Annotated in this window: 17 protein-coding genes; 2 read left to right on the top strand and 15 right to left on the bottom strand. The window is 60.5% G+C overall.

The features are described from left to right. Positions 1 to 104: 104 nt before the first annotated feature. From KB892_RS06500 to KB892_RS06490, 3 genes are all read right to left on the bottom strand, one after another. A complete protein-coding gene (locus tag KB892_RS06500) occupies positions 105 to 1,301 on the bottom strand; it encodes a nicotinamide mononucleotide deamidase-related protein YfaY (protein WP_004151110.1) in 1,197 nt (398 codons plus the stop codon). A 102-nt stretch (positions 1,302 to 1,403) separates the two neighbouring features. Beyond that, positions 1,404 to 1,946, bottom strand: a complete 543-nt coding sequence (locus tag KB892_RS06495; protein ID WP_002913070.1) for a YfaZ family outer membrane protein — start codon at positions 1,944 to 1,946, stop codon at positions 1,404 to 1,406. A 274-nt stretch (positions 1,947 to 2,220) separates the two neighbouring features. Further along, a complete protein-coding gene (locus KB892_RS06490; RefSeq protein ID WP_002913072.1) occupies positions 2,221 to 3,174 on the bottom strand; it encodes an Rpn family recombination-promoting nuclease/putative transposase in 954 nt (317 codons plus the stop codon). Between the two features lie 137 nt (positions 3,175 to 3,311). Between KB892_RS06490 and nudI the strand changes: the two genes are divergently transcribed. Next, positions 3,312 to 3,734, top strand: a complete 423-nt coding sequence (nudI, locus tag KB892_RS06485) for a nucleoside triphosphatase NudI (RefSeq protein WP_211778023.1) — start codon at positions 3,312 to 3,314, stop codon at positions 3,732 to 3,734. A 55-nt stretch (positions 3,735 to 3,789) separates the two neighbouring features. Here the strand turns inward: nudI and menE are convergent, their stop codons facing one another. From menE to KB892_RS06450, 7 genes are all read right to left on the bottom strand, one after another. Then, a complete protein-coding gene (menE, locus tag KB892_RS06480) occupies positions 3,790 to 5,166 on the bottom strand; it encodes an o-succinylbenzoate--CoA ligase (RefSeq protein ID WP_002913076.1) in 1,377 nt (458 codons plus the stop codon). Then, positions 5,163 to 6,128, bottom strand: coding sequence for an o-succinylbenzoate synthase (menC, locus tag KB892_RS06475; protein ID WP_004151109.1), 966 nt, complete (start codon positions 6,126 to 6,128; stop codon positions 5,163 to 5,165). The genes menE and menC overlap by 4 nt, the downstream gene beginning before the upstream one ends. Further along, on the bottom strand, positions 6,128 to 6,985 hold the full coding sequence (menB, locus tag KB892_RS06470) for a 1,4-dihydroxy-2-naphthoyl-CoA synthase (protein ID WP_002913098.1): 858 nt from the start codon (positions 6,983 to 6,985) through the stop codon (positions 6,128 to 6,130). Before menB ends, menC begins: the two co-directional genes overlap by 1 nt. 14 nt (positions 6,986 to 6,999) lie before the next feature. Next, positions 7,000 to 7,758, bottom strand: coding sequence for a 2-succinyl-6-hydroxy-2,4-cyclohexadiene-1-carboxylate synthase (menH, locus tag KB892_RS06465; RefSeq protein WP_062955005.1), 759 nt, complete (start codon positions 7,756 to 7,758; stop codon positions 7,000 to 7,002). Continuing rightward, positions 7,755 to 9,425 carry a 2-succinyl-5-enolpyruvyl-6-hydroxy-3-cyclohexene-1-carboxylic-acid synthase gene (gene menD / locus KB892_RS06460; RefSeq protein WP_002913103.1) on the bottom strand — a complete coding sequence of 557 codons (1,671 nt, stop codon included), beginning with the start codon at positions 9,423 to 9,425 and terminating at the stop codon, positions 7,755 to 7,757. Before menD ends, menH begins: the two co-directional genes overlap by 4 nt. An 82-nt stretch (positions 9,426 to 9,507) precedes the next feature. Beyond that, a complete protein-coding gene (gene menF / locus KB892_RS06455; protein WP_004151108.1) occupies positions 9,508 to 10,797 on the bottom strand; it encodes an isochorismate synthase MenF in 1,290 nt (429 codons plus the stop codon). Positions 10,798 to 10,932: 135 nt separating this feature from the next. After that, complete coding sequence (locus KB892_RS06450) at positions 10,933 to 11,394, bottom strand: GNAT family N-acetyltransferase (protein ID WP_002913143.1); 462 nt, start codon at positions 11,392 to 11,394, stop codon at positions 10,933 to 10,935. A gap of 57 nt (positions 11,395 to 11,451) precedes the next feature. On the opposite strand from KB892_RS06450, the gene rnz reads away from it, so the two are divergent. Continuing rightward, the gene (gene rnz / locus KB892_RS06445; RefSeq protein ID WP_002913144.1) at positions 11,452 to 12,372 is read left to right on the top strand and encodes a ribonuclease Z; all 921 of its coding nucleotides are present in this window, start codon (positions 11,452 to 11,454) and stop codon (positions 12,370 to 12,372) included. A 54-nt stretch (positions 12,373 to 12,426) separates the two neighbouring features. On the opposite strand, the gene nuoN is transcribed toward rnz, so the two are convergent. The 5 genes from nuoN to nuoJ form a co-directional block, all read right to left on the bottom strand. Next, a complete protein-coding gene (nuoN, locus tag KB892_RS06440) occupies positions 12,427 to 13,884 on the bottom strand; it encodes an NADH-quinone oxidoreductase subunit NuoN (RefSeq protein WP_004151107.1) in 1,458 nt (485 codons plus the stop codon). Between the two features lie 6 nt (positions 13,885 to 13,890). Further along, positions 13,891 to 15,420: an NADH-quinone oxidoreductase subunit M gene (nuoM, locus tag KB892_RS06435; protein ID WP_002913146.1), complete on the bottom strand. Its 1,530-nt coding sequence runs from the start codon at positions 15,418 to 15,420 to the stop codon at positions 13,891 to 13,893. Positions 15,421 to 15,589: 169 nt separating this feature from the next. Further along, positions 15,590 to 17,431: an NADH-quinone oxidoreductase subunit L gene (gene nuoL / locus KB892_RS06430; RefSeq protein ID WP_004151106.1), complete on the bottom strand. Its 1,842-nt coding sequence runs from the start codon at positions 17,429 to 17,431 to the stop codon at positions 15,590 to 15,592. Further along, entirely contained in the window at positions 17,428 to 17,730 is a 303-nt protein-coding gene (gene nuoK / locus KB892_RS06425) for an NADH-quinone oxidoreductase subunit NuoK (RefSeq protein WP_002913148.1), read from the bottom strand. Before nuoK ends, nuoL begins: the two co-directional genes overlap by 4 nt. Then, positions 17,727 to 18,281, bottom strand: coding sequence for an NADH-quinone oxidoreductase subunit J (gene nuoJ / locus KB892_RS06420; RefSeq protein WP_002913150.1), 555 nt, complete (start codon positions 18,279 to 18,281; stop codon positions 17,727 to 17,729). The genes nuoK and nuoJ overlap by 4 nt, the downstream gene beginning before the upstream one ends. Positions 18,282 to 18,285 lie beyond the last annotated feature (4 nt).

Here is an 18,285-nt window from a genome sequence, read left to right as displayed (position 1 = left end):
GTTCGCAGCAGAAAATTGCGACTTAACGCACAGAATTTTTTCAGAGGAGTACAACAGGTTGGACGACCGGCGCCCCGAGGATACGGTGCGCCGGGGGGAATGACTTACAGCGAGAGGGAATCCACCACGTTAATCCAGCCATGTTCGCTGGCCAGCGGTTGACCATTCAGCCAGCGACGCAGCATGTTTAACGCCATCATAGCGCAGACTTCCTGGCGTACCGCCAGGCTGTGGCGGGTGGCGCTAAACTTCACCCGCAGCGCGAAGGTGCCGTCCGGGGTGGCCAGGGCCACGTTAAGATGATCGTTTTCCTGACCGCTCACCGCCAGAGCCAGGCCGGCAAAATGGTTTATGCGCCGCTCGGCCGCCCAGCGGGCCGCCTGCGCCAGCGTCTCCTCCTGCGCCGGAACGACTTCGCTGGCCAGCAGCGGCGCGCCGGCGCGGGACAGCTGGAGCGCCAGCAGGCCGCTGGTAAACTGCTCGCTGAGCGTCAGGCTCAGCTGCCGCTCCTGCAGACAGCGGGCGATTTGCGCGGGTAACCCTTCCGTACCTTCGAAAATCAGGCTGTCGCCAGCCACCTTACGCACCTCCGGCCACAGGGCCAGCATGGCGTCGCGCTGGTTGGCCGGTCCGGTTAGCTTGAGTTCAATGATCGGCATCGACGAGCGGTAACCCATCACCACGCCCGGAGGCAGCGTCAGCGGATTAAGACTTTGCGCCAGCTCGCTCTCCGAGCGGCCAAAGGTGGTCAAACGCAGGCATACCGGCGGGTCCGGCAGCGTAAAGCGCTGGCGCAGGCGCGGTAAAATTTCCTGCTCGACCATCACCTTAAATTCAGAGGGGACCCCGGGAGTGAAAAACATCAGGCAGCGGTTGAGCTGGATGGCAAAGCCACAGGCCGTACCGACCGGGTTGTTGATCATCTCGGCGCTGGCCGGGATTTCCGCCTGCTTACGGTTGCTTTCCGCCATCGGCCTGCCGCGCTCGGCAAAAAAGCGGGTCATGGTTTCCAGCCACTCCGGATGCAAAATAAGCCCTTCGCCTTTCGCAGTGGCGGCGGCCAGCGCGCTCAGGTCGTCGCTGGTTGGGCCGAGGCCGCCGTTGACGATCAGCACATCCGCCTGTTCGCTGCGTTCGCGCAGAATCGCCACCAGCGCATCGAGATCGTCGCCAACGGTATTGCGGCGCGTTAACGGTAAACCCTGATTAAAAAAGAAATCCGCCAGCCATGCCGCATTAGTATCAATAATTTGACCATGCAACACTTCATCGCCGGTGGACAGCATTTCCACATTCAACATTGCTCACTCCTTGCCTGCCAGGTGAGAAATACTATAACGCAAAGCGGGATGCTGACGAGGAGGAAAATCTGGCGCAGCAAGAAGATGCCGCGCCGGAAGAGATTAGAAGCTGGCGCTGGCGCCGATGTATGGGCCGTCGGCGATGGTGTTATCGCGGTTGCCATCTTTGCCCGCCAGGTTCAGGTAACGGTAGCCGGCCTGGATGCTAAGCGGACGCATAATGGTCCAGCTGGCGCCGACGTTGGCTTCCTGGTAGCTATCAATGCCGCTGGAGAGCGAATCCGGAGAGTAGTAATAATCGCCGTACAGGCGGAAGCTGTCGCCGATTTTCCACTGCAGGCCGCCGCCGACCGCGGCCGCATAACCTTCATCGCCCTGTTTCGGATTGGTGTAAATACCTTTACCACCCACGGTCGCGAGGAACGGCCCCAGCGGAATATTGAGTCCCAGGCCTAAACCCGCGGCGTCGCCGTCGTTATCGCTGTGCAGCCAGTTACCCGAAACGGCCAGGCCGGTGGACTCGGTGCCGAAGCCGACGCCAAGGTTGGTGTAATGCTCGCCGGCTTCACCGGTAACGCTAATCGCATGGGCCGCCGAAGAAACCATCATCACGCCCGCCAGCGCCATAAAAATGCTTTTTTTCATTATTTACTCTATCCAGAAAATTAAAATCAAAGAAGTCCCGAAAAAACCTGAAAATTCTACTGCGCACCCATCAGGAATCAATGACCTGGCGAAATGAATTTTCACAAGAGTGTAACCAGTTGCGTATTTTTACGGCATCGAGCGTTGCCAGAACCACGAACAGCCTATTCAACGCCAGTAATATTCATGTTTATTATGATTAACGCTGACACATTGACGAAAACAGAGAGCTGGCGCCGCACGATCGGCGCGGCGCGGGTGGATAAGGGAATAATTAATGCTGCAGCCGGGCCAGACATTCCGGGGCGAGGCCGGTCAGTTTCGCCACCAGCGACAGGTCGAGTCCGTTAGCAAGCATCGCCCGGGCGATACGCTCCGCGGTCTGCTGCTCACCTTGCTCGATACCTTGTTCGATACCTTGCTGTAGACCTTGTTCAAGACCTTGCTTTAATCCTTGCTGATGGCCGCGTTGTTCCAGAAACTGGGCAATATTCATTAGCGTCTCCTTATGCGGCCGCCGGGGAACGTTTTGCGCAAGATGGCGCAAAAAAGCAACCGGATCGGCGGCGTTTCCTGCCTGTAATAAATAGTGCAACAGCGTCTTAAGCTGCCTGCGGCTAGTGTATCCCAGCGCCAGGAGCCTGACCAGTTGCTCATGCAGGTCCATCAAATCCCGCTGGCGAATATGCTTCTGCAGCAGCTCCAGCATCGCCACGCGCCGGTGGCGCATGATTTCATCGTCCGGGGTGCTAGTGATATCAATTAAGGGAAAATCTTCACCATAGACCCGCCGCGCGATGTCCGGATCGGCAAAGCCTGCCAGCCAGCACATCGGGTAAGGCCAGGGAGAAACGCGACCATGATAAAACAGCAGCGGGATCACCAGCGGCAGCTGCGTATGCCCTTTATCCAGATGACGCTGCATCGCGGCTATCGCATAGCGCATCAGGCGAAATGCCATATGGCGGTCCGCCGAGCTTTGGTGCTCTATCAACAGATAGATATAGCCCTCCCCCGCCTGCGTTTGCAGCGAGTAAAGGATATCGGAATGACTCGCCCGCAGTTCGTCGTCGATAAAGCTCCCGGACTCCAGCCGCAGCGTGTTCAGGTTACATAACGCGCGCAGCGGTGCGGGAAGGTGAATGTCCAGAAAATCCCTGGCCGTCGCCCGATGCGACAGCAGGTGTTTAAATACAGCATCGTGGGGGGAATTCGTCGCCCTTTCCATGGCGGTGCTCCATACAATCATTTTCGCTTAACGTAGCACTCAACAAGACCTGAACTGTATTTCGCTTGCAGTTTACCGAGGCGGCTCGCAAACTATTTCACCAGCATACCGCCCCATCCCTCTGCAGGAGAAAACCCATGCGCCACAGGACGATTGTTTGCCCGCTGATCGAGAATAAAGGCCATTATCTGCTTTGCAAAATGGCCGCCGACCGAGGGGGTTTTCCCGGGCAATGGGCCTTATCCGGCGGCGTGGAGCCAGGGGAACGTATTGAAGAGGCGCTGCGGCGGGAAATACGCGAAGAGCTCGGCGAAAAACTCATCCTTACCCATATCGCGCCATGGTGCTTTCGCGACGATACCCGCGTCAAAACCTACCCCGACGGGCATCAGGAAACGATCTACATGATCTATCTCATCTTCAACTGCGTGAGCGCCAATCGCGATGTGACGATCAACGAGGAGTTTGACGATTACGCCTGGGTCAAAGCCGAAGATCTCAAAAACTACGATCTTAATGCCGCCAACCGCGTTACTCTCAGCCTGAAAGGGCTACTTTAGTCCAGCATACCGCGTTCAACCCACCCGGCGTTATGCCGCGGGATAATGCGGGTGGCTACGATACGGTCGCATGCGTCTGCTGCCTGACCCACTCGCACAGCGCCCGGCGCGAAATCTTAATCCCGCCGTTTTTTAACGTTTCCGGCAACCGCAGCCAACGCACCGGCTGCTGAAAACGCGCTAACCGCTCAGCGCTCCATGCCGCCAGCGCGCTCAACTCGCAGCCGTCATCGCATTCCACCACCGCTACCGGGCGCTGGCCGTATTCCGCATCATCCAGCGGCACGATAAACACCTGCTGTACCTGTGGATGGGCGAGTATCACACGCTCGACCTCTTCCGGTTGAATACCTTCTCCACCGCTAAAAAAGAGGTTATCCAGTCGCCCAACAACCGTCAGCCGACCGTTATGCAATGCTCCGCGATCGCGCGTCGCAAACCAGCCTTCATTGTTGGTTAATGACAACAATTGACCATCCCGCCAGTAGCCTGCGGCCATACTCGACGCCCGCAGCCAGATCTCGCCGGCGACAATTTTCACCTCTCGCCCCGGCAGCGCTTCGCCAACATCCGCAGCGCCGTCGGCCTCTTTGGCACACACGGTGGAGGCGAATTCGGTGAGGCCATAGCCGCAGAAGCTGCGTATGCCCTGCTTTCGCGCCCGTTCAGTCAATTCGACCGGGATCGACGCGCCGCCGAGCAGCACCGCCTTGAGGGAAACCGCAGCATCATCATTCAGCAGGCGCCATAGCTGAGTCGGCACCAGCGAAGCATGGGTACAGCCGTGCAGCATCTGCGCCAGCGGCTGTTTGTCACGTACCGTGAGTCGCGCGCCGGCCAGCAGCCAGCGCCAGACGATCCCCTGACCGGAGACATGGAACAACGGCAGCGACAGCAGCCAGTCATCTCCTGCGGCAAACGGCATCAGCGCCAGCACGCCAGCCGCGCTGGCCAGATGGGCGTTGGCGCTATGTACCGCCGCTTTCGGCAGGCCGGTTGAACCGGAGGTCAACGTCATCGACACCAACCGATCGCCATGCCAACAAACGGCACAAGCGCCTTCTGCCGCCTGCAGAGTTAACGCCGGTAAATTCCCCGGCAGCGTATCACCGTTAAGCACCAGTTGATGCTGTACGGTTAACGCAGGCAGCAGTTCCTGCAGCAACACCGCTGGCAGCTGCGGATTCAGCGGCAGCACCCGCGCCCCGCACTGTAGCAGCGCCAGCCATGCCAGCAGAGTTTCCGGCTGGTTATAGGCCCGGAGCGCCACGCCCTGCCCTTCCATTACGCCCTGCGCGGCAAAACCAGACGCCAGCGCGTCAACCCGCGCGCATAGCTCCCGCCAGGTCAGCGGCTGGTTATTCAGACGTAAGGCGAGGGCCTCTCCGCGCCGCTGACGCCAATGCCGCCAGGGCCAGTCGTTAAAGGTCACAGCAGCGGCTCCAGCGCATCAATGTTGAGCACCGGCAGCACACTTTCGGGCCACGGCCGTACCAGCTGGGCGCCCATCAGCGACAGCGTATCCAACCCAGGAATAGTCTGCGGCGTCAGCCAGGCGGCAATCCGCGCCAGCTGGGTCAAGCCGAGACTGGACTCGATCGACGAGCTGATCACTACGCTCAACCCCAGCGCATGCGCCGCGGCGACCTGTTGCTGCACCTTCTGCAAACTGCCGGTTAGCGTCGGTTTGATCACCACCGCACGTACCCCCGGCTCGGCGACAAAGCGGAAATCCGCCTCGCGCAGGCTTTCATCCCAGGCGATAGCGATCCCTGTCTCGCGGCTAAAGGCCCGAGAATCCTCCCGCGTTTTGCAAGGTTCTTCAAGAAAAGCAATGCGCTGGCGGTACGCCGGATTAACGTATTTGGCGAACTGTTGCGCTTTGAGCGGCGTCCAGGCGCGGTTGGCATCGAGCCGCAGCTGCAGGTCGGGGATCGCCTCCAGCAGCAGATTCACCACCATGCCGTCGCGGACCGCCTCCCAGAGGCCAACTTTGACCTTAGCGACCTTCTCGCCGGGCATCGCCGCCAGTCTGGCGAATAGCTCATCCGGATCGCCGGAGCAGAGCGGCGCCGCGCGATAATCCGCGGCCTGCGGTAGTCCGCCGCTAAGCTCCGCCTGCGCGCAGCTGATGCCAAACGCGACGGAGGGCTGCGTGGGAAGCGGCGGCTCGGCGCCGTCGCGCCAGGCCTGTGCCCACGCTAACAGCGCCATTTGCGCCTCTTCCAGCGTCTCGACACTGAATCCCGGCAGGGGAGAAATTTCGCCCCAGCCTTCGCGTTCACCCTCCTGCAGGCGGATGAACAGCCCGTCGCGGGTTTTTAACCGCCGCTCGCGCAGCACCACGCCCGCGTCCATCGGTATCTGCCAGCGGTAAACCTGCGAAACGCGCATTATGGATTCCGTTTAAATTTGCTGAAGTCCGGCTGACGTTTCTGGTTGAAGGCATTGCGGCCTTCCTGCCCCTCTTCCGTCATATAGAACAGCATGGTGGCGTTGCCCGCCAGCTCCTGCAGACCAGCCTGGCCGTCGCAGTCGGCGTTCAGCGCCGCTTTCAGGCAGCGCAAGGCCATCGGGCTGTTCTGCAGCATTTCACGACACCAGCGCACGGTCTCTTTTTCCAGATCCGCCAGCGGTACCACGGTATTCACCAGCCCCATGTCCAGCGCCTGCTGAGCGTCATACTGGCGGCACAGGAACCAGATTTCGCGCGCTTTTTTCTGCCCGACGATCCGCGCCATATAGGAGGCGCCCCAGCCGCCGTCGAAAGAGCCGACTTTTGGCCCGGTCTGGCCGAAGATGGCGTTTTCCGCCGCGATAGTCAGATCGCACATCATATGCAGCACGTGACCGCCGCCGATAGAGTAGCCGGCCACCATCGCCACCACCGGTTTCGGGCAGGTGCGGATCTGACGCTGGAAGTCGAGCACGTTAAGATGATGAACGCCGGAGTCGTCCTGATAGCCGCCGTAGTCGCCGCGGACTTTCTGGTCGCCGCCGGCGCAGAAGGCTTTCTCACCTTCACCGGTCAGCACGATGACGCCGATATTGTCGTCATACCGGGCATCCGCCAGCGCCTGGATCATCTCTTTGACGGTCAGCGGGCGGAAGGCGTTGCGCACCTGCGGACGATTAATGGTGATTTTGGCAATCCCGTCAGTCGATTTGTGATAGCGAATATCGGTATAGCCTTCGGAGCAATCGTGCCATTCAACGGGGGCGTAGAGCATTGCTTCATCAAGAGAGATCATAGAATGTCCTTCAGTTAACTTGCCAGAATCTGCGCCAGACAGGCAATCACCGCCGCCGGGTTGTCCCGGTGCGCGTTGTGTCCGGCATGGTGAATAAGATGGAGATCCGCCGCGAGCGTCTGCGCGATGGCGCGAAACTTCGCGTCGTGCTCGCCGCACAGGTAGTGAAAAGGAAAATCGCGCGCCTGCAGAGACGCGAGCAGATCGGCCTGCGCGGCAAGGGAGGTTGCCTGCAGCATCGCCGCCAGCGTCGCGCCGTTGTTCCGGCTGCGTAAGGCGACCAATGACTCACGCTGCGCGGCATTCAGCGAAGCGAAGACCGGCTGCTGATACCAGTCGGCAAAGACCTGCTCAAGCGGCTCGCGGCGAAAACGTTCCGCCCAGGCGCTGTCATTGCTGCGCCGCGCCTGCCGCGCCTCTGCATCCTGCAGGCCCGGATGGCCGCCTTCAACGATCAGCCCGCGCATGCCTGCGCGCGGCTGGCTGGCGAAGTTCATTGCCACCCGGCCGCCCAGCGAGTAGCCGATCAGCCAATACTTATGTATGTTGTAACTATTAAGCGTAGACTGCAGCAGAGTATTGACCCCGGCAAAGTCCTGCACCGCGATATCCGCGGAGCCGCCGTGCCCCGGCAGATCGAGGTACAGCCGCGGCCAGGCGGGAAAGGCGTCGCCCACTTTCCGCCACTCGTTGCGGTCGCCGGAAAAACCGTGCAGAAACACCAGCCAGGGATAGCCCGGCTGGCCGTTGTCGACAGCAGCGCTGAGGATCACAGGCGACTTACCTGCGCCAGCAGCTGCTGGAGGGTCTGCGCGCCGTCGGTCTCATTGACCGCCAGCTCAATCACCGTCGCCCCTGCCCTGCGCCAGGCGCCGGCCAGCGCCTCATCCAGCGACGGCCAGTCATCAGGGCGATGATAGGCCAGGCCGAACATCGCCGCCGCGTGGCTGAAATCCACGTCCTGCGGCATTAAATAGAACTGACGGCGTTCGTCCTGCGGCGTCGGCAGCATAGAAAAAATCTGCCCGCCGTTGTTATTCACCACGATCAGCACCAGCGGCGCCGACGCCTGGCGCAGCAGGGCCAGCGAGTTGAGATCGTAGAGCGCGGAGAGATCGCCAACGATGGCCAGCGTCGGTCGGGCGCTGGCGCGCTGCACGCCGGCCGCAGTGGCGATCAGGCCATCGATGCCGCTGGCGCCGCGGTTGCTGTAGACCGGATACCCGGCCGGTAGCTGCGCCAGGGCGTCGATCAGGCGCACCACCAGGCTGTTGCCAACAAACAATTGGCCCTGCTCCGGCAGATAGCCCCGAATACGCTGCGCCAGCTGCGCTTCGCCAAAAGGCTCGTTGCTGGCGACTGCAGCCTGCCACGCCTGCCCGGCAAGCTGTGGGATCACCGTCGCCCACGGCTGGCGTTTCTCCGCCGGATGTAATTCGAGCCAGCGCTCAACGCTTGAGAGCAGACGGCGACCGCGGTGCTGCGCCGGGTCGAGGCGACCGGGCAGATTATCCACCAGCCAGTATTCATCCGGCTCGCAGGTCGCCTGCCACTGGAGCACGCGTTTGCCGGTCAGGCTGCTGCCGAGTTGCACGACGATCTGCGCCTGCGCCAGCTCGCTGACCGCTTTGCCGTTGCCCAGCCACAGGTCGGCGCACGGCAGCGGCTGCCCGGTCTGCGACAGGACATCGCCGATCAGCGGCCAGCCGAGGGTCTGCGCCCACTCAGCGACCTTTTTCCCTTCCGCGGCGCTCATTCTGCCCGCCACGACGACGCCGCGTTTTTGTCGCCAGAAGAACCAGTCGCGCTGCTTCTCGCTCTCTAACTGCAGCGCCTGGCGCAGCCAGGGTTTGTCGCTCTGCCACCAGTTGCCGAGCTGCTGCTGCCACTCCACGCCGGTCTCATCCATATCACCATACAGCGGTTCAGCGAACGGACAGTTAATATGCACCCCGCCGGCGTGCAGCGCGCCCAGCGCCTGGTCGATGGTTGAGACCAGCCAGCGGGCAGGAATATCCTGCGAGGGACGCGGCAAAGAAATCGTCTGCGCAGGATGGGAGGCAAACATCCCCGGCTGGCGGATAGCCTGGTTCGCGCCGCAGTCGATCAGCTCCGGCGGACGGTCGGCGGTCAACAGGATCAGCTTTTCACCGGTGAGCCCTGCCTCAATCAGCGCCGGATAGAGGTTCGCGGTGGCGGTCCCGGAGGTGACTATCACCGCCACCGGCTGCCGGCTGGCCTTCGCCAGGCCGAGCGCCAGGTGGCCGAGGCCGCGTTCGTCGAAATGGGTATGATGGATAAAGGCGCGGTTTTCCGCCGCCGCCAGGGTTAAGGGTGTCGAGCGCGAGCCCGGCGCGATGCAGATATGCTGCACGCCATGGCGCGTTAAAGCTTCCAGGATCACCGCCGCCCAGCGTCGGTTAAATGCGCTTACTGACATGAAATTGTCCGGTATCAAATATTGATGCTAAGTATAGATAAGGCAAAGTGACGTCGTTTTGATATGCATCGTCATTCAAGCTTTATGGACACAGCAGCGAGCGCAGCCCGGCCGCTTTGTTGTCTATCTCCTGCCACTCCTGCTGTGCATCAGAGCCGCTGACGATCCCCGCCCCGGCATACAGCCGCAGGGTGTCGTGGTTCACTTTCGCCGAACGCAGCGCCACGCAAAACTCGCTTTGCGCCAGTGACAGATACCCGGCGGACCCGGCGTACCATTCGCGGGAAAACGGTTCATGACGCTGAATGAACGCCAGCGCCGCCCGGCGCGGCAGGCCGGCCACCGCGGCGGTGGGCTGCAGCTGCAGCAGACAGCGGCTGTCGTCAGGCGCCGCCAGCTCGGTCCAGATGCAGCGTCGGAGATGCTGCACCTTACGCAGCCTCACCACCTGCGGCGGCAGGACGTCCAGCGTCGAGGCCTCACTCTGCAGGCGCTGGCAGATATCCTCTACCACCAGCATGTTTTCCCGCTGGTTTTTGTCGTCTTTCATCAACCAGTCGGCCAGTTGCTGCGCCTTCGCGTCTTCCTGATGGTTCGCGACGGTCCCCGCCAGCGCTTCGGTGCGCAGCAGCGCGCCGCGCCGGCGCCACAGCCGTTCCGGCGTGGAGCCGAAAAATGCCTGCCGGGCATTGAACGCCATCAGGAAATGAAAACAGTTAAGATTGCTGCGCCGGCTAGCCGCCATGATGCTCACGGCGTCCAGCGGGGCGGCAAACTGCAGGTCGGTTGCCCGCGCCAGCACTACTTTATCCATTTCACCGGCGCTGATCGCCTTAGTCGCCCGCGCAATCATTGCCTGCCATTGAGGATAGTCGGATGAGTGGCGCTCGCTCAGCAACGGCGGTATGGCGCCGGGAGTCGCCTGAGTGGTTGTCAGGCTGGCGAGAAACGCGCGGGCCGTCGCGGCATCCTCACGCAGGGAGATATCACTATGCAGCACCAGCCGCAGCACGGCCCTGCCGCCGCACCGGCGCCACTCCAGACGCGGCAGCGCCAGGCTGCCCTGCTGCGGTTCAAACGCATTCAGGCCGCAGATACGCAGATCCTGCCGGCCGACCTGGCGTAAAAAGCGGTTCGCCGCGTCGAGCGAGGTAAAGGTTTTTACCGCCCCCAGCGTCGCCAGTTCCTCATCGCCATTGCGCTGCTGCCAGTAAAACTGCGGCCATTGCGCCTGCTGGCCGCACCATAGTAGCGGATCGAAGGCATCATTCAGCGGAAAAGCAACATCGATAATTCGCGTGCCGGGCAAGTCTGGAAAAGACTCGCCCAGGCCGTCTTGCAAACGGGCCAGCGCAGTGGAAACAGACAGCACGCAAACCTCCACGGTAGTAAAACCCCACATTATAAGGGGTTCGACGGCGGAATAGCAGTACCCATGATGAGGGAGCGGGTTTTATCTTACCCGCTCGCCGGGTCAGAGCTGCGTGTGGACGAGGGTGCAGAGGAGTCAGACAGTGCGCTTTTCTCGCGCCATGCCAATGTGGGGGATGCCATCCTCATCATAGACCTCGGTCACCGGCGTAAAACCGAAGTGGGCGTAAAAGGATTGCAGGTGCGCCTGCGCCCCGAGGTAAATCGCCTTTTGCGGCCAGTGCTGCTGACAGCTGGCCAGCGCCTGCTCCATCAGCTGATAGCCGAGCTTCGCACCACGGGCGGCGGGGCTGACGATGACCCGGCCAATCACCACCGGCGCAAACTCCTCTTCGCTTTTGAGGATCCGCGCGTAGGCCACCAGTTCGCCATCGCGCCAGCCGAGCAGATGGCGATTTTCACCAACCAAATCATCGCCGTCGACATCCTGATAGACGCACTGCTGCTCTACGACAAAGACTTCACTGCGCAATTTCAGCAGCGCATACAGCTGGGGAACGGTGAGTTCACTATGGTGGAGATCCTGCCAGGTCATCATCTGCTGCTCCTTATTGATATACTGATACTTTGCGACTCGCCCTGAGGACACTGGACGATGGAATTAACTTTTTTGGGGACATCCGCCGGGGTGCCGACCCGCACGCGTAATATGACGTCGATAATACTCAATTTGCAACAGCCGACCCGCGCCGAAATGTGGTTGTTTGACTGCGGCGAAGGGACCCAGCATCAGTTTCTTCACACGCCCTACCATCCCGGCAAACTGAATAAGATTTTTATTACCCATCTGCACGGCGACCACCTGTTCGGCCTGCCCGGCCTGCTGTGCAGCCGCTCGATGCAGGGAAACTCCCTGCCCCTCACCCTCTACGGGCCAAAAGGACTCAAAGAGTTTGTTGAGACCGCGCTGCGCCTGAGCGGTTCGTGGACCGACTATCCGCTCACCATCATCGAAGTCGGCCCTGGTCTGGTGTTCGACGAAGAGGGCTATCGGGTCACCGCGTATCCGCTCAGCCATCCGGTGGAGTGCTATGGGTATCGCATTGCGCAGCATGACAAGCCCGGCACCCTCGACGCCGCCCAGCTGATTGCCGATGGCGTGCCTCCCGGGCCGCTGTTCCATCAACTCAAGCGCGGACAGCGCGTCACGCTGGCAGATGGCCGGGTCATCGACGGCAGCCGCTATCTGGGGCCAGCGACCCCGGGTAAAACGCTGGCCATCTTCGGCGATACCGCCCCCTGCCCGCAGGCGCTGGAGATGGCTCGCGGGGCGGATGTGATGGTCCACGAAACCACCCTTGAGCAGGCGATGGCGGAGAAAGCCAATAGCCGCGGCCACTCTTCCAGTCAGCAGACCGCGGCGCTTGCCAAAGAAGCGGGGGTCGGTACGCTGATCGCCACCCACTTTAGCTCGCGCTACGATGCCGAAGGCTGTCTGCGTATGCTGGCGGAATGCCGGGAGATTTTCCCTAACACGCTGCTGGCGGAAGACTTTATGGTCTACAAGATGGCGTAAAATCCGGGCATAAAAAAACCGCCATCCCGGCGGTTTTTTATTGAGTCAATCAACTTACATCAGCGGCGTCGCCAGCTGCACGATGCTAATCAGCGGCTGCGGCCAGATACCGAGCACCAGCACCAGCAGCGCGGAGATCAGCACCACGATACCGCCGGCGCTGTACTGCCAGTTTGACGGCGCATCGCGATTCAGCTGCTCCGGCGCGCTCAGATACAGGCTGACGGCCACGCGCAGGTAGTAGTAGAGACCGATCGCCGAGCCGACAACCACCGCGGCAACCAGCCACCACAGATGCGCATGCACACCGACGGCCAGCACGTAGAACTTACCGATAAAGCCGAGGGTCATCGGGATACCGGCCAGGGAGAGCATCATCACCGTCATCACAGCCGACAGGATCGGACGGTGCCAGAACAGGCCGCGGTAGGAGAACAGCGAGTCAGCATCCGGGCCGCGGTACGGGCTGGACATCAGGCTGACCACGCCGAACGCGCCGAGGCTGCTGAACAGGTAACCGGCCAGGTAGACGCCAACGGCTTCCATCGACATTTCACCGCTCTGCAGGGCAATCAGCGCCACCAGCAGATAGCCGAGATGGGAGATGGAAGAGTAACCGAGCAGGCGCTTAATGTTGGTCTGGCTCAGCGCCATCAGGTTACCGAAGATGATAGAGGCGAAGGCGATCAGGCCCAGCACCACACGTACCGCTTCGCTGTTGCCCACCGGCATGTACAGGAACAGACGCATCACTACGCCGAAGATAGCGATCTTGCTGGCGGTCGCCAGGAAGGTGGAGACCGGCGCAGGCGCCCCCTGGTAAACGTCCGGCGTCCACAGGTGGAACGGCACCAGCGACAGTTTAAAGCCAAGACCGACGATCATCAGACCGAGGCCCGCCAGCAGCAGCGGCTCGTGCAGCATGTTGTCCGCCAGGCTTTTGCCCAGCGCGAGGAAGGACAGATTGCCGGAGTTCGCATACACCAGCGCCATACCGAACAGCAGGAAGGACGAAGCTGCCGCGGAGAGGATGGTGTATTTGATGCTCGCTTCCAGCGAACGCTTCTGGCGGAAGGCGTAACCAACCAGGCCGAACAGCGGCAGCGAAATCAGCTCAATACCGAGGAACAGCGCCGCCAGATGATTCGCACCGGCCAGCAGAATGCCGCCCAGGGCGGCGATCAGCACCAGCAGGTAGAACTCTTCTTTGTTGTCCTTGTAACCCTCAAGCCACGGGTAGGCGAAAGTACAGGTCGCGAGGCTCGCCAGCAGCACCAGACCGGTGTAAAGCATGGCGTAGCCGTCAACGCGGATCAGCGGCGTGACGTCCATCGCCCCGTTCTGGCCGACGAACCAGAGCGAGACCAGCGCGGCGTTAAGTCCAAGAACCGACAGCGTGGCATTGAGAAAATGATTGCGTCGCCACGCAATGGAGAGCATCACAACCACCACCGTCAAGCCGACGATCAGCAGCGGTAGCAGTGCGATCAGTTGTTGTGGAGTTATTGTCATGGCGAATTACGGCCTTGTAGTAGAAACAGAATTAACAAACCACTGCTGAATGTTGCTCATCGCAGCATGCGAGGTGTCGAGGATCGGCTGCGGGAAGAAGCCCAACAGCACCAGCAGCACCACCAGCAGCAGGATGATAGACAGTTCACGCAGGGACATCCCCGGCAACTCTTTCGCCGCCACTTCGCTCTTCGCTTTACCGAAGTAAGCGCGATGTAACATCGACAGCGAGTAAACGGACGCGAATACCAGACCAAAGGTGGAGATAACGGTGATCGTCGGCACCACTTTATAGCTGCCGAACAGGATCATAAATTCGCCGACGAAGTTACCGGTGCCCGGCATCCCCAGAGTGGCGACCGCGAAGAACATCGACATCGCCGGCAGCCATTTAATTTTGCTCCACAGACCGCCCATTTGGCGCATATCGCGGGTATGCAGACGTTCGTACAGCTGGCCGCAGAGAATAAACAGACCCGCCGCGGACAGACCGTGAGCAATCATCTGGATCACCGCTCCCTGATAGGCCAGCTGGCTGCCGGTGTAGATAGCAATCAGCACGAAGCCCATGTGGGACACGGAGGTGTAGGCGATCAGGCGTTTAATATCGGTCTGGGCGAAGGCCATCCACGCGCCGTAGAAGATACCGATCACGCCCAGCCACATGGCGATGGGCGCAAACTCGGCGGAGGCATTCGGGAACAGCGGCAGCGCAAAGCGCAGCAGGCCGTAGGCGGCGGTTTTCAGCAGGATCCCCGCGAGGTCGACAGAGCCGGCGGTCGGCGCCTGGGAGTGAGCGTCCGGCAGCCAGCCGTGCAGCGGCACCACCGGCATTTTCACCGCGAAGGCGATGAAGAAGCCGAGCATCAGCAGGTATTCCACGCCGTGAGACATCGGGGTTTTCAGCAGATCTTCATAGTTGAAGGTCCACACGCCGGTGGCGTTGAAGTGGACGAAGGCCAGCGCCAGAATGGCAATCAGCATCACCAGACCGCTCGCCTGGGTATAGATGAAGAACTTGGTGGCCGCTGTGATACGCGTTTTACCGTCCGAGGCTTTGTGGCCCCACAGCGCGATCAGGAAGTACATCGGCACCAACATCATTTCCCAGAAGAAGAAGAACAGGAACATGTCGATGGCGAGGAACACGCCGATAACGCCGCCCAGGATCCACATCAGGTTGAGGTGGAAGAAGCCCTGGTATTTTTCGATTTCACGCCACGAACAGAGCACCGCCAGCACGCCGAGGAGACCGGTCAGCACCACCATCAGCAGCGACAGGCCGTCGATCGCCAGATGGATGCTAATGCCGAAGCGTGGGATCCACGGCAGCACGAATTCCGACTGCCATTGCGGAATACCCGCGGATTGCGTCAGAGAATAGCCGCCCTGCATCCACAGCTGCAGGCCAAGCACCAGCGTCAGTCCCATGGTAATCAGCGCGATCCAGCGCGGCACTTTCACGCCAAAGCGTTCGGTCTGCCAGCACAGGAAGCCGCCGATAAAGGGAATTAATATTAGCCAGGGTAGTAACATGGCGATTTTTATTCCTTGTTAAAGTCCCGTTCAGGACCGATTTTCAACGAATTCGACTACATTCACGTTTGAGTGCGGTTTGTTGTGTCGGGTGGCGCTTCGCTTACCCGACCTACGGTCTCGTAGGCCCGGTAAGCGAAGCGCCACCGGGCAAAACCGCGCGATCAAATCAACGCAATACCATCAGCAGCGCCAGCACCACCACCGCGCCGATGCTCATTGAAGCCACATACCAGCGCAGATAACCGTTCTCGCTCACCAGCAGGCCTTTGCCTGCGAAGCGGGAAAGGATCGCCGGGATATTCATCAACGAGTTCAGCGGATCGCGTTTCAGCAGCCAGGCAATACCGAGGAATGGTTTTACGAACACCTTGTCGTATAACCAGTCGAAGCCCCAGGCATGGAACCACCAGGTACCGAAGAAGCGGCCAGGCGCACTGTTGGCGATGGAGGTCACCAGCGTGCGTTTGCCCAGCCACAGCCATGCAGCGATCAGAATCCCGGCAATGGCGATGATCCCGGAGGCAATCTCCAGCGTCATCACGCTACCGTGGGCGAGCTCAGTGGTCTGCGGCAGTACGCCTTCCAGCGGCGGCACAATCAGCGCGCCAACGAAGGTGGATAGTACCAGCAGCACAATCAACGGCAGATGATGGGTAATCCCCTTCCCTGCGTGCGCGTGAATTTGCTCTTTACCGTGGAATACGATGAAAATCATCCGGAAGGTGTACAGCGAGGTCATAAAGGCGCCGACCAGGCCTGCCACCATCAGATTGATATGGCCATTGGCCATCGCGCCTGCCAGAATCTCATCCTTACTGAAGAAGCCTGCGGTGATAAGCGGCAGTGCGGACAGCGCCGCGCCCCCCACCAGGAAGCAGACGTATACCAGCGGAATCGATTTGCGCAGGCCGCCCATCTTGAAGATGTTCTGTTCGTGATGGCAGGCCAGAATGACCGAACCAGACGACAGGAACAGCAGCGCTTTAAAGAACGCGTGAGTCATCAGGTGGAAAATCGCCGCGTCCCATGCCTGCACGCCCAGCGCGAGGAACATGTAGCCAATCTGGCTCATGGTAGAGTAGGCGAGAACGCGTTTGATATCGGTCTGCACCAGCGCGGCGAAGCCCGCCAACACCAGGGTGACCGCCCCGACGATACCGACCAGATGCAGCACTTCCGGCGTCATCAGGAACAGGCCGTGGGTACGGGCGATCAGATAGACGCCCGCGGTGACCATGGTCGCGGCGTGGATCAGCGCAGAGACCGGCGTCGGACCCGCCATCGCATCGGCAAGCCACGTTTGCAGCGGCAGCTGGGCGGATTTACCGACCGCGCCGCCAAGCAGCATCAGCGTCGCCCACTGCAGCGTGGTGCTGCCGTTAGCGAAGTGCTGCGGCGCCAGCTCCACCATTTCGCGGAAGTTCAGGGTGCCCAGTTCGTTATAAAGAATGAACAGCGCGAAGGCGAGGAACACGTCGCCGACGCGGGTCACCACAAACGCTTTCATCGCTGCGGCGCCGTTCTTCGGATCGGTGTAGTAGAAACCGATCAGCAGGTAAGAACAGAGGCCCACGCCTTCCCAACCGAGGTACATCAGCAGCAGGTTATCGGCCAGTACCAGAACCACCATGCTGGCGATAAACAGGTTGGTATAGGCGAAGAAGCGGGAATATCCCTCTTCACCGCGCATGTACCAGGAGGCGAACATGTGGATCAGGAAGCCGACGCCGGTAACTACGGAGAGCATGGTCAGCGACAGGCCGTCCAACACCAGGTTGAAGCCGATGTTGAAATCACCGACCGACATCCAGGTCCACAGCGGCACGCTGACCGCCTGTTTGCCGTTAGCGAAAAAGTCGACGCCAACGTACGCGGTGACCAGCGCCGCCAGGCCTACCGAGCCCATGCCAACGGCGGCGGAAAGATTTTCCGACCAGCGCCCGCGGGAGAAGGCCAGCAGCACAAAGCCAATCAATGGCAAAAGAATGGTTAAGGCAAGCATGTTCATCCACGCAACTCACTTACTGAATCGATGTTCAGGTTCTGGCGGCGACGATGGAGCTGCAGCAGCAGCGCCAGGCCGATACTCGCTTCCGCAGCCGCGAGGCTGATGGCGAGGATATACATTATCTGACCATCTGCCTGACCCCAGTAGCTACCCGCCACCACAAAGGCCAGCGCGGCGGCGTTAATCATGATTTCCAGGCTAATCAACATAAACAGCAGATTGCGGCGGATCACCAGCCCCGTCAGACCAAGCACAAACAGGATGGCCGCGAGGATCAGTCCATGTGTTAAGGGGATCATGCGTGTTCCTCCGTTTTTCGTTTGTCGCTGTCGTTCAGACGGTTGCTCAGCACCTCGCCGGCGCGCTCTTCGCGGCCAATGTGGAAGGCAACCACCAGGCCCGCCAGCAGCAGCATGGAGGCCAGCTCCACCGCCAGGACGTACGGCCCAAACAGCGCAATGCCCACTTCTTTGGCGTTAATCGCCGCACCGTCGATACCCTGGTCGTTAATGCCCAGGATGGCGTAAACGATAACCACCAGCAGCACCGCGGAGAGGATGGCCGGGCCAATCCAGATCCCCGGCTGCAGCCACTTGCGCTCCTGTTCGATCTCGGTGCCGCCCAGGTTGAGCATCATCACCACGAAGACGAACAGCACCATAATGGCCCCGGCGTAAACGATGATTTCCAGCGCACCGGCGAAGTAAGCGCCCAGCGAGAAAAACACCCCGGCAATCGCCAGCAGCGAAATAATCAGGTACAGCAGCGCATGCACCGGATTGGTGTGGGTGACGACCCGCAAGGTTGCGAGGATGGCTATCAGGCCACAGATATAAAAAGCGAATTCCATTGCC

Source organism: Klebsiella sp. P1927, from assembly GCF_018204675.1.
GTDB lineage: Bacteria > Pseudomonadota > Gammaproteobacteria > Enterobacterales > Enterobacteriaceae > Klebsiella > Klebsiella pneumoniae.
The sequence above is the reverse complement of the archived record's forward strand: the minus strand, read 5'-3'. Positions and strand labels throughout refer to the sequence as shown.